General features: G+C 39.7%; 10 protein-coding genes and 1 other RNA gene. 5 read left to right on the forward strand and 6 right to left on the reverse strand.

The genetic code is table 11. The features are described from left to right. Nucleotides 1-824, forward strand: an 824-nt coding sequence (locus QM450_RS10285; protein WP_414320535.1) for a Rib/alpha-like domain-containing protein, incomplete at its 5' end; no start/stop codon positions are given. 417 nt (nt 825-1,241) lie between these two features. Here the strand turns inward: QM450_RS10285 and ssrA are convergent. The 6 genes from ssrA to QM450_RS10315 form a co-directional block, all read right to left on the reverse strand. Next, nucleotides 1,242-1,589: a transfer-messenger RNA gene (gene ssrA, locus QM450_RS10290) on the reverse strand. Nucleotides 1,590-1,692: 103 nt separating this feature from the next. Next, nucleotides 1,693-2,274 (reverse strand): class I SAM-dependent DNA methyltransferase, encoded by a 582-nt coding sequence (locus tag QM450_RS10295; protein ID WP_414320536.1) that lies wholly within the window; start codon nt 2,272-2,274, stop codon nt 1,693-1,695. A 260-nt stretch (nt 2,275-2,534) separates the two neighbouring features. Continuing rightward, nucleotides 2,535-3,194 (reverse strand): amino acid ABC transporter permease, encoded by a 660-nt coding sequence (locus QM450_RS10300; RefSeq protein WP_414320537.1) that lies wholly within the window; start codon nt 3,192-3,194, stop codon nt 2,535-2,537. A 9-nt stretch (nt 3,195-3,203) separates the two neighbouring features. After that, on the reverse strand, nt 3,204-3,881 hold the full coding sequence (locus tag QM450_RS10305) for an amino acid ABC transporter permease (protein ID WP_414320538.1): 678 nt from the start codon (nt 3,879-3,881) through the stop codon (nt 3,204-3,206). A gap of 12 nt (nt 3,882-3,893) precedes the next feature. Then, nucleotides 3,894-4,688: a transporter substrate-binding domain-containing protein gene (locus tag QM450_RS10310; protein WP_414320539.1), complete on the reverse strand. Its 795-nt coding sequence runs from the start codon at nt 4,686-4,688 to the stop codon at nt 3,894-3,896. A gap of 10 nt (nt 4,689-4,698) precedes the next feature. Further along, a complete protein-coding gene (locus QM450_RS10315) occupies nt 4,699-5,457 on the reverse strand; it encodes an amino acid ABC transporter ATP-binding protein (RefSeq protein ID WP_414320540.1) in 759 nt (252 codons plus the stop codon). A 177-nt stretch (nt 5,458-5,634) separates the two neighbouring features. Between QM450_RS10315 and recJ the strand changes: the two genes are divergently transcribed. From recJ to nusG, 4 genes are all read left to right on the forward strand, one after another. After that, nucleotides 5,635-7,860, forward strand: coding sequence for a single-stranded-DNA-specific exonuclease RecJ (gene recJ / locus QM450_RS10320; RefSeq protein WP_414320541.1), 2,226 nt, complete (start codon nt 5,635-5,637; stop codon nt 7,858-7,860). A 615-nt stretch (nt 7,861-8,475) separates the two neighbouring features. After that, nucleotides 8,476-8,628 carry a 50S ribosomal protein L33 gene (gene rpmG / locus QM450_RS10325; RefSeq protein ID WP_001809375.1) on the forward strand — a complete coding sequence of 51 codons (153 nt, stop codon included), beginning with the start codon at nt 8,476-8,478 and terminating at the stop codon, nt 8,626-8,628. A 9-nt stretch (nt 8,629-8,637) separates the two neighbouring features. Then, nucleotides 8,638-8,814, forward strand: a complete 177-nt coding sequence (gene secE, locus QM450_RS10330; RefSeq protein ID WP_001211016.1) for a preprotein translocase subunit SecE — start codon at nt 8,638-8,640, stop codon at nt 8,812-8,814. A gap of 57 nt (nt 8,815-8,871) precedes the next feature. Further along, on the forward strand, nt 8,872-9,408 hold the full coding sequence (nusG, locus tag QM450_RS10335) for a transcription termination/antitermination protein NusG (protein ID WP_045763385.1): 537 nt from the start codon (nt 8,872-8,874) through the stop codon (nt 9,406-9,408). Nucleotides 9,409-9,651: the final 243 nt, after the last annotated feature.

Consider the following 9,651-nt stretch of genomic DNA (forward strand, 5'->3'; position numbering starts at 1 on the left):
CAGGTAAAGCTCAAACAGTAACTCCAGGAACAACGCCAAATGCCAAAGATTCAATTGGTAATGTAGGAGATCTACCAAGTGGTACAACATTTGAATTCAAGACACCAGTAGATACAACAACACCAGGTGATAAAGGAGCTACAGTCGTTGTGACTTACCCAGATGGTTCTAAGGATGAAGTACCAGTTAAAGTAACTGTAAAAGATCCAAGTGCACCAGCTACAGATGCAGACAAGAACAAAGTAACGGATCCATCAGTAACCCCAGTTACAGATCCAAGCAACTTGACTGACGCCGAAAAAGCTAAAGTAGCCGACGAAGTTAAGAAAGCTAACCCAACTGCGAAAGATATCAAGGTTAACAAAGACGGATCAGTAGTTGTAACCTTTGAAGATGGTACCACAGCTGTTATTCCAGCGGATAAGACAGTTAAGAAATCATCAGATAAAGTTAAGGAATCAGATGGAGTTAAGAATCCATCAGTAACTCCAGTTACAGATCCAAGCAACTTGACTGACACCGAAAAAGCTAAAGTAGCCGACGAAGTTAAGAAAGCTAACCCAACCGCGAAAGGTATCAAGGTTAACAATGATGGATCAGTAGTTGTAACCTTTGCAGATGGATCAGTAGCCGTTATTCCAGCTGAAAAAGCTGTTACAGCTGCTAACCAAGATTCACCTGCTCAAGCACCAGCTAAGAAAGCAGGAGCGAAAGAATTGCCAAATACTGGTACAGAACAATCTAGCGCTTCACTTGCTTTAGCACTTCTTGCAGCAGCAACAGGCGGCCTCCTCTTCGCTAAAAAACGTGAGGAAGAAGAGTAAGAAATTACTCAAATAAAGCAAAACTGAGAATCTCAATTCTATGAATTTGCTTGAAAAACCGTAAGAAGAAATTCTTACGGTTTTTTTGATGGATAATGATTAGGAGAAAGGGGAAATGTCAGTCTTACAGATCTTTGAAATGCTAAAAATTCAATTGAATAGCTGTTCAATGTATATGCTATTTTTCCCATAGAAGAAAAGTTAATGTTGCCATCTTTCAAGTGTCTTGATGTAACATTGTAAACTTGTATGATGACAGAAAAAACGTTGATATCATCAACGTTTGAAACATAGGAACACCTCACAACTCTTCTTACCTCTATTATACGACTTTACACAAAGAAAAGCCCTTGGAAACTTGACTTCCAAGGACTTTGTCTTCGTTCTGACGTTGATATCATCAACGTTTTTTTAATATAATGGAGCCGGTGGGAGTCGAACCCACGTCCAAACACCTGCTAACATATTTGTCTACAACCATAGGTTATGTATTGTTTTAACAGTCCCTCGACACATAACTCAAGCCTAGGAACTGCGAGTCTATAAATCTCTTATCAAACTGCTAGACAAAGCCTGATCGTATCTCGCTGATAATAAGACCTGTCATCAGACACGAGCAATCCGAATCGGGTCACGCCTGCTGGTTTTTAGGCAGCTAGAGCGTAAGAAGTGTTATTTTTTGCAGTTATATTTAACTGAGCGTTTACGTCGCCACACGAGTCGCAAAATATGCCTCATAATGCCTGTCGAATCCGTAACGACCCCAAAAGACAATACAACTATTATACCTTATCTGTTGGAAAAAAGCAAAAGCTGAGTAAAGGTTAGTATATGCCTCGTTTTGAAGGCCTGTCTAATATCTCGAGGGTCAAATATTCTTGCTACTTGTAAGAAATAATTGGGAAGGTTTATGGAGAAAGAGATGGTCTGATCTGTAGAGTATTTGACTTGTTATTTCCGAGAAACCTTGTTGGCTGAGACTTTCTTCAAGTTCAGAAATGATAAAACCGTGTGTCTCTCCAGCTGGTAGAGTAAAATCAGCAATAAAGAGTTGTCCGCCATGAGTCAAATGTTCCTTGAACATAGCCAGACTGTCCTCAAGATTAGGCATATGATGAAGAACTCGACTGACGATAATAAGATCGAACTCTTCTTCAAGTGGTTCAAGTAATAAATCCTGTTGAATCAAGTATAGGTTTGCAAGCTTTTGACTGTCAATCTTGAGACGAGCTTGCGCAAGCATCTTGTCTGCAATATCAACCAAGGTCACTGATTTAGCTTGTTTGGCAAGAGGAAGGGCGATAAGGCCAGTTCCACCTCCAAAGTCTAGGATTGATTTGTTTGACAAATCAGGCACTTGTTTTACTAGATGCTGGCAAACAAGATCGGCCAGAAATTGATTTTTTGGAGAATCAAATGATTCTGCTCGATGATTAAAATGATGTTCCATATTTCTAGTCTAGCATAAAGTTTGGTAGTTTAACATTTCCTAGCTTATTTTCTAGTAAAGAAATAAGCAAAAAAATTTCTCTCAAAAGGCGGTGGGACAGAAATCAATAGACAAAGTCTCGATTTCGTAGTCTCAGCCCCGCGAGGATGATTAGGAGCTTTTTGGAGTCTAAAAGACGAACAAAAAGTTCAATCAGCTACCGCGTCAATGTTTGATTGTTAATAAAAAGTGAGGTCGGGATTTTTTGTCCCAACCTCTTGTTATTCTGCAGCTTGTTGCCAACGTTTTGCTAGAGTCCGTGAAAGGCTTGAAATAGCTAGATTGAAGCTGAAGTAGATTAGGGCGATAAGGATATATAAGCTGAAAACCTGTTCCGGTTCAAAGTATCGGCCCATGAGGATTTGACTAGCACCAAAAAGCTCTTGGAGGGCGATTACAGAGTATAGAAGACTTGTATCCTTAATCACTGTTACAAATTGAGAGATGATGGCAGGGAGCATCTTGCGGATGGCTTGCGGTAGGATGATGCGATAGAGGATTTGGCGATAGGAGAAACCTTGTGCCATTCCAGCCTCGTATTGTCCTTGATCCACTGCGTTAAGACCACCTCGGATAATTTCAGCAAGGGCTGCAGATGTAAAGAGAGTAAAGGCGGTGATTCCGGCTGGGGTAGATTTCATTTTAAAGACTAAAAAAATAGTGAAAATCCAGAGTAGATTAGGAACATTTCGTACAAATTCAATGTAGACACTAGCAAGGATTCGTAATAGGGTGTTTTTTCCATTACGCATGACAGCGAGGATGGTTCCAATTAGTGTTGAAAGCGTGATAGTAATCAAAGAGATATAGAGGGTTAGACCAAAACCTTTTAAAATAAAGATGAGGTTGTCTAGACTGAGAACTTCAAGAATATTTTCCATAAAAACCTCCTAAAGTGAATAAGCTTTTTTGTTAGCTTGCTCCATTTTTCGTCCAAATTGGGCTACAGGGAAGCAGAGGGCAAAGTAGAAGAAGGCAGCACCTAAAAAGGCTGGGATGTAGTTGCCGTTGAGTGCGGACCAAGATTTGGTGACAAACATGAGATCAACTCCAGAAATGATGGCTACTGTCGAAGTATTCTTAATCAGGTTGACGACTTGGTTGGTTAAGGGAGGGAGAATGATGCGAAAAGCCTGCGGTAAGATAATCAGGCGCATTGCATTTTGGTAGGTGAATCCTTGAGAAAGAGCGGCTTCGAGTTGACCTCTAGGGATAGACTGAATTCCTGATCGAATGACCTCGGCGATATAGGCACCGTGGTAGAGTCCGACGCAAAGAACGGCAGTCCAGTAGATAGGAATCATGATAGTATGGTTACTAATCAGGGGCAAACCATAAAATACAATAACGAACTGAACTAGGAGAGGGGTGTTTTGATAAAATTCGACAAAGATACGAGATAAAATACGTAAACTACTATGTTTGCTAGTGGATAAGGTGCCAAATAGGATGCCCAATAGCATGGCTAGGGTAAAAGAACCTAGAGCAATAGCTATAGTAAAGAGAAATCCGTTAAAAAATTGACCAAAATGTTGAAAATAAGCTGTCCAAGATGATAAATCTATCATGTAGCTACCTCCTTATTCTGCTGAGTGTTTGGAAGGTTTGAGATTGTAGCGACCGTATAAGTCCTGCAAGGTCCCATCTTGACTCCATTTGACAACCAATTGATCTAGGTAGTCATTCAGTTGCGTGTTTGATTTTTTGGTTACAATACCATAGTCAGAAGGTTTGAAGCTATCGTCAAGTAGTTTTGTCCTTTTGCTGGTATAGCCGGAAAGGATAGAACGGTCTACCGAGAAGGAATCAATCCGATGGGCGTGGAGGGAGGTGATCAATTCAGGATAAGAGCCGAGTTCGACAAATTTAAAGGATAGTCCTTTTTTATTACCTAGCTCTGTAATCAGCTTTTGGGTGATGGATCCTTGTGCGACTCCAATGGTTTTTCCATTTAAATCCTCAATATCTTTAATCTTACCTGATTTATTTACCAAAAATCCACAGGCGTCTGTATAGTAAGGGATGGTGAAGTTGTAGAGTTTTTTTCGTTCGTCAGTAATTGTGAAGGTGGCGATATCCATATCCACTTGTTCGTTGTCTAACAGAGGACCTCGAGTTTGAGCAGTAACTGGAACGTAGCGGACCTTGACCTTGAGTTGATCTGCAATCAGTTTGGCTAAATCTGTTTCAATACCTGAGAATTCTCCAGTTTTCGGGTTTTTATAGCCGAAATTAGGGACGTCTTGTTTGACGCCAACAACGATTTCTCCTTTTTTTTGGATATCTGCGATACTGGTATCTGCTTGAACTGATGTCACAAATCCAATGCTTAAAAGACTGGTAACTACTGTTGCAAGAAAGAAATTCTTTTTCATAGGCGCCTCCTTATTTGACCTTGTCACTTTCGTGGTTGATAATCTTGCTGAGAAATTGTTGGGCGCGCGGTTCACTTGGGTGATCAAAAAATGCATCCACATCTGTTGTATCGACCAGGACTTGCCCTTCTGCCATAAAGATGATGCGATCAGCTACCTTACGAGCGAAGCCCATTTCGTGTGTGACGATGATCATATTCATGCCGTCGTGGGCTAGTTTTTGCATAACAGCTAGGACATCGCCGATTGTTTCGGGGTCGAGAGCTGAGGTTGGTTCGTCAAAGAGTAGGAGTTCAGGTTTCATAGCCAGGCCTCTAGCGATAGCTACTCGTTGCTTTTGTCCGCCTGATAAGGTGGCTGGATAGGAATCTTTCTTATCCCACATATTTACAAATTCTAAATATTTTTGCGCAGTTTTTTGAGCCACTTTGGGATCAATACCCAGTACTTTAATAGGTGCAAGAGTTACATTTTCTAACACGGTCTTATGTGGATAAAGATTAAAATGTTGGAAAACCATACCTACTTCCTTGCGGAGGGGGACCAAATCCTTTTGGCTAGCACCTGCCACTTGGTGTCCGTTTACCAGGAGACTTCCACTATCAATTGCCTCTAGACCATTGATGGTACGGATGAGGGTTGACTTTCCAGAACCAGATGGTCCAAGTAACACAACGACTTGGCCTTTTTCAAAACGAAGGTTGATATTCTGGAGTGCGTGGTAGTCTCCGTAATACTTTTCAACAGCTTTAAATTCTACTAAAGTCATAATTTTTCTCCTTTGTGTTAGATTTTGTAACATAGATTCTACAACAAAAGCGTTTTCCTGTCAAATGATATTACAAAGAAATTAGTAAAATTTTGATAAAAGCAAAGCAGATAGAGAAAAACTGGAAATCATGTTATAATAAAACAATAGAATCGTAAGAAAGAGTGGATGATTTTTTTGATAATTCCTACTTATAATTGGCAATTTGCTCCGCAAGTTGAGGATGCGGATTTTACAAAGATAGGCAAGAAAGCTGGTTTGGGTCCTGAAGTGGCTCGTTTGTTATTTGAACGAGGTATTCAGGATGAAACCAGTCTGAAAAAATTTTTAGAACCTTCTTTTGATGATTTGCATGATCCCTATCTTCTGCATGATATGGAAAAAGCAGTGGAGCGGATTCGTCAGGCTATTGAGCAAGGGGAGTTGATTCTCATTTATGGTGACTACGATGCGGATGGGATGACTTCGGCTTCTATTGTTAAGGAGAGTTTAGAACAGTTGGGTGCTGAGTGCCTGGTCTATCTTCCTAATCGTTTTACGGACGGCTATGGTCCAAATGCCAGTGTCTACAAATATTTTATCGAACAGCAGGGCGTGTCTTTGATTGTGACGGTGGATAATGGTGTGGCAGGGCATGAAGCCATTGATTTGGCCCAGTCTATGGGAGTGGACGTCATTGTGACTGACCACCATTCTATGCCTGAAGTTTTACCAGATGCCTATGCTATTATCCATCCTGAACATCCAGGGGCGGACTATCCTTTCAAGCATTTGGCGGGTTGTGGTGTCGCATTTAAGTTGGCTTGTGCCCTTTTAGAAGAAGTGCAGGTTGAGTTGTTGGACTTGGTTGCCATCGGTACAATTGCCGATATGGTCAGCTTGACGGACGAAAATCGTATCATGGTCCAGTATGGTCTTGAGGTCTTGCGCAATACTCAGCGAATGGGATTGCAAGAAATGTTTGAAATCGCTGGGATTTCGAGTAGTGATGTGACAGAAGAGACAGTTGGTTTTCAGTTAGCACCGCGTTTAAATGCTCTAGGACGTTTGGATGATCCCAATCCAGCTATTGATTTGTTGACTGGATTTGACGATGAGGAAGTGCATGAAATCGCCCTTTTGATTCATCAAAAAAATGAAGAACGTAAGGAAATTGTTCAGTCCATTTACGATGAAGCCAAGGGCATGGTGGATCCTGATAAAAGTGTTCAAGTTTTGGCTAAGGAAGGCTGGAATCCGGGAGTTCTTGGAATTGTAGCTGGGCGTTTGCTTGAAGAACTAGGTCAGACAGTTATAGTCTTGAATATCGAAGATGGACGCGCCAAAGGGAGTGCTCGAAGCATAGAAGCAGTCGATATCTTTGGAGCCTTGGACCCGCATCGAGAACTATTTATCGCATTTGGTGGTCACGCAGGTGCTGCAGGTATGACCCTTGAAGTGGATAAGTTAGAAGTCTTGTCTGATGTTTTGGAAGCCTATATCCGAGAAAAAGGTGCAGATGCCCAAGGTAAAAACAATCTATTTTTAGATGAAGAACTGGACTTAGAGACCTTGAGTTTGGAGACGGTGAAAAATTTTGAACGTCTAGCTCCTTTTGGGATGGATAACCAAAAGCCTGTCTTCTACATTCGAGATTTTCAAATTGAAAATGCTCGCGTTATGGGAGCTGGTAATGCTCATCTCAAGCTGAAAATTTCCAAAGGTGAAGCCAGTTTTGAGGTGGTTGCTTTTGGTCAAGGGAAATGGGCGACTGAATTCTCACAGACCAAGCAACTGGAATTGGCGGTGACTCTCTCTGTCAACCAATGGAATGGTCAAACCACCTTGCAGTTGATGATGGTTGATGCCCGTGTAGAAGGTGTCCAGCTCTTTAACATCCGTGGTAAGAATGCCCTGTTACCTGAAGGTGTACCTCTTTTGGATTTTACGCAAGAGTTACCTGATGTGACCTCTTGTCCAGCTATTGTCATAAAAAATATCCCTGAAGACATATCCCTCCTTAAGAAAATCTGTCAGGAGCAGGAGTTTTCAGCTATTTACTTTAAAAATGATATAGCTAAGGCTTACTACTTGACGGGATATGGCACAAGAGAGCAGTTTGCAAAATTGTATAAAACCATCTATCAGTTCCCAGAGTTTGACATTCGCTATAAACTCAAGGATTTGGCAGCCTTTCTCAAGATTGAGCAAATTCTATTAGTCAAAATGATTCAGATATTTGAAGAGCTTGACTTTGTGACCATTGAAAATGGAGTCATGAGGGTGAATAAAGAGGCTGAAAAGCGTGATATAGCTGAAAGTCAGATTTATCAAAAGCTAAAACAAACTGTTAAAGATCAGGAGATTATGGCGCTTGGAACAGTCCAGGAAATCTATGACTTCTTGATGGAAAAAAGTGAATAGAGATCGAAAGAGTTGGTTTGCTGACTCTTTTTGTTTGCTATCAAAAACCACATCAAAGAAAGGAATTTAGTGCTATAATGAGAGGAGTGAAGGACTGTTGAACCTTGTTGAAGAAAGTTATACTCTTCGAAAATCTCTTCAAACCACGTCAGCGTCGCCTTACCGTATATGTGTTGCTGACTTCGTCAGTTATATCCACAACCTCAAAACGGTGTTTTGAGCAACCTGCGGCTAGCTTCCTAGTTTGCTCTTTGATTTTCATTGAGTATTAGTATCAAAAGTACCAGAGAAGTTAGTCGGAGTAGAAAATGGATAAAGAGAAGAAAAAGAAATTACTGGCAGAGTATAAGCAGCAACAGAAGAAAGAATTTGAAGCTAGTTTACGATATCAAGGGAGATCTTTTTAGATTTATTTGATTAGGAGTTAGAGTCGTTGACTTGTTATGATGCTTTTCTTTTGAAAAATTATGTTTAAAAGTATTTTGGATAAATTCCTTGGTAAATCAAGTGGAAGTTACTTTGAGAAGTTACCTGAGAAATTACCTTAAAAAATCAAAAACGATTTAACTTGTCAAAGCAGAGGTTTATTGTTATAATAGGTAAGATGGAGGCGTTATGGCACTTAAAAAAGCAAGTCTAGCCTGTGCGGTTTGTGGTTCTAGAAACTATTCGATTAAGATTAGTGGAAATCCAAAACCAACACGCTTAGAAGTAAATAAATTTTGTAAACACTGTGGCAAGTACACCACACACCGAGAAACGAGATAGGAGAAAACGATGCGTTTTATTAAGGATATTTTTAAACTTCTTAAAGAAACAACTTGGCCGACTCGCAAGGAAAGTTGGTTAGATTTTAAATCTATCATGGAATACACTGCTTTCTTTGTAGTGATGATTTATATTTTTGACCAATTGATTGTTAGCGGATTGATTCGTTTTATTAATATTTTTTAAAATAAGCTAAGAAAAAGATCTAGTCGCTGAAATTCTTCAGTTAGGAAAGGAAAAAACATGGATAGTTTTGATAAAGGATGGTTTGTGCTACAAACTTACTCTGGCTACGAAAATAAAGTAAAAGAAAATCTATTGCAACGTGCACAAACATACAATATGCTAGAAAATATTCTACGTGTTGAAATTCCTACACAAACAGTGCAAGTAGAAAAAAATGGAAAGAAAAAAGAAATCGAAGAAAATCGCTTTCCAGGTTATGTTCTTGTAGAAATGGTTATGACCGACGAAGCATGGTTTGTTGTACGTAACACACCAAACGTAACAGGATTCGTAGGTTCACACGGAAATAGATCAAAACCAACTCCACTTTTGGAACAAGAAATTCGCGATATTTTAGTTTCTATGGGTCAAACTGTCCAAGAATTTGATATTGATGTCGAAGTTGGTCAAACTGTTCGTATTATTGACGGAGCTTTCGCAGATTACACAGGTAAGATCACAGAAATTGATAACAATAAAGTTAAGATGATTATCTCAATGTTTGGTAATGATACAGTTGCAGAAGTAAATCTTAACCAGATTGCAGAACTTTAATCAAAAATATTATCAATATAAAATCACAAACAAAGACAACTGTAGAGACAACAGTTGTCTCAGAACGAAGACAGACGTCATTTTTGGTGTTTGTCTTTTTCTGTTTTCAAAAATATTTTGTCTCATCATCTACTAATCTATACCAAAATCTGAATTTGAGAAAAATAAAAAGGGATATTTCCTATCCATTTCACCAGTTTTTTGATATTTAAACACGCCAAAGTAAGCCCAACCTGATCCTGC

Source organism: Streptococcus infantis (assembly GCF_047464615.1).
In the GTDB taxonomy this organism is placed as follows: Bacteria; Bacillota; Bacilli; order Lactobacillales; family Streptococcaceae; genus Streptococcus; species Streptococcus infantis_Y.